The organism is Deltaproteobacteria bacterium RBG_16_64_85 (genome assembly GCA_001798885.1).
Classification (GTDB): domain Bacteria; phylum Desulfobacterota; class Deferrimicrobia; order Deferrimicrobiales; family Deferrimicrobiaceae; genus FEB-35.
In genome coordinates, this window is the sequence record MGQW01000020.1 from 1 (window position 1) to 1,583 (window position 1,583).

Here is a 1,583-nt window from a genome sequence, read left to right on the forward strand (position 1 = left end):
GTCGATGAAATCCTTGCCGGCCATGATTCGCCCTGCCTGACCCCGGAAGACGCGTGCCTACGCCTTGGCCTTGAAGCTCCGGATGTAGTAAACATTCGGACTGGTGCCTTCATCGGGTTTCAGCACCGTGGCCTTGTGCTCCTTCAGGAGCTTTGCGGGTTCGCTGTTGGGATCCCGGATGTCGCCGAAGATCCTTGCTCCCGAAGGACAGGAAACCACGCAGTAGGGCATCTCGCCCTTCTTCAACCGATGGTCGCAGAAGATGCATTTTTCCACGACTCCCGCACGCCGGACATCGCTGTAATCGGGATGGCCGTACCGGTTGCGATGGGGAGGGATCGAATTGGCCTGCCTGGCGACCTCGGCCCCGGAGGCCGTTCCGGCCGCGATGAGCTCGGAGCGGTCGCGGAAAAAGGCATTTGTGTCCTTCTTGAACTCGTTGAAGCTGAGGACGCTCCACTCGCCGGTTTTCACCGTCTCCTTGCTGTAGGGACAGGCCCGCTGGCATGCACGGTCTCCGATGCAGCGTTCGTGGTTGATCATGGTGATTCCATCGGGCGTTTTGAATATCGCCGTCGGGGTCACAGGGCACGCACCGACGCAAGGCGCATCCGTGCAGTGGTTGCAGAGCACCGGGCGGGTAGTATGCGCCGCGTTCGGAAACGTACCGGACTCTTCATACAGGAAGTCCGCCCAGTTGAAGGACTGGCCGTCCTGCCTGTTCTGCGTGTTGTTCTCGGTCTTGCAGGAAATCGCGCACGCACCGCAGCCGACGCACTTTTGAAGGTCTATTACCATCCCATACCGTGTCATTTATCATCCCTCCTTTAGGCCTTCTCGATCTTTACGCCGGTGAAGCCGCCGTTGCGGGCGGTTGAGCCGCTCAGCCGGTCATAATCGTCCGGCAGGATTTCGTTGTTGTTGCCGCCGCGGGCCTGGAATTTCGCGTAATCCCTGGCGGCCACGCGGCCGTAGGCCCAGTGCCCCTGGCCGTAGCACTTGGCCACGGTCCCGGGGCGGACGCCTTGCCACAGCCTGGCCGTGGCAAGGATGGATCCTGAAGTCGAGGTAAGACGGATCTTGTCGCCGTCCCGGATCCCCAGCCTGGATGCGTCCTCCGGGTTGATCTTGGCGACGTCGTCCCAGCTCCTGTCGCCGACGTCGACCCCCTTGAACTCGTGGTACCAGACGGTGTTTTGGCTGCGTCCCTCCCGGTTGAGGCGGGACTTGTAGTCGATGAAGGTGAAGGGATACTCCTTCTCGCTCCCCCAGCGTTTCGGTGACTCGTAATGGGGGACGAAGGCCAGCTCGCCGCGGGCCTCGTAGCCGCTGACCTGCAGGACGTCGTCCACGGTGGTATTGTGCTTCTTGGCGTGCTCCTCGAAGGCCTTTTTCATCGTCTCGCTGTAGAATTCGAACTTCTTGGTCTCGGTCCTGAACTTCCCCTCGAACTTGCCGGTCACGGGGTTGTCCTTGCCCCAGTTCTTCCTGTAGGCGTAGGTCTCGGTGTTGTAGATCCCCCGCTTGCGGAATTCGGCCCAGCCAGCGATCTGGTCGCCCTTCATCTTCTCCTTCCCGTTCCA

The 1,583-nt window shown here is 60.9% G+C and carries 1 protein-coding gene and 1 pseudogene (1 of these 2 running past the window's edge); both read right to left on the minus strand.

Going from position 1 to position 1,583, the window contains the following annotated elements:
- Positions 1-57: 57 nt before the first annotated feature.
- On the minus strand, positions 58-813 hold the full coding sequence (locus tag A2Z13_06490) for a 4Fe-4S ferredoxin (GenBank protein ID OGP80377.1): 756 nt from the start codon (positions 811-813) through the stop codon (positions 58-60).
- 14 nt (positions 814-827) lie between these two features.
- Positions 828-1,583 (minus strand): annotated as a pseudogene (locus A2Z13_06495) (dehydrogenase) (it continues 1,823 nt past the right edge of the window).

Excerpts from the sequence above, each read along its gene's own strand:
- A2Z13_06490 (OGP80377.1), bottom strand. The coding sequence starts at position 813 with ATGACACGGTATGGGATGGTAATAGACCTTCAAAAGTGCGTCGGCTGC.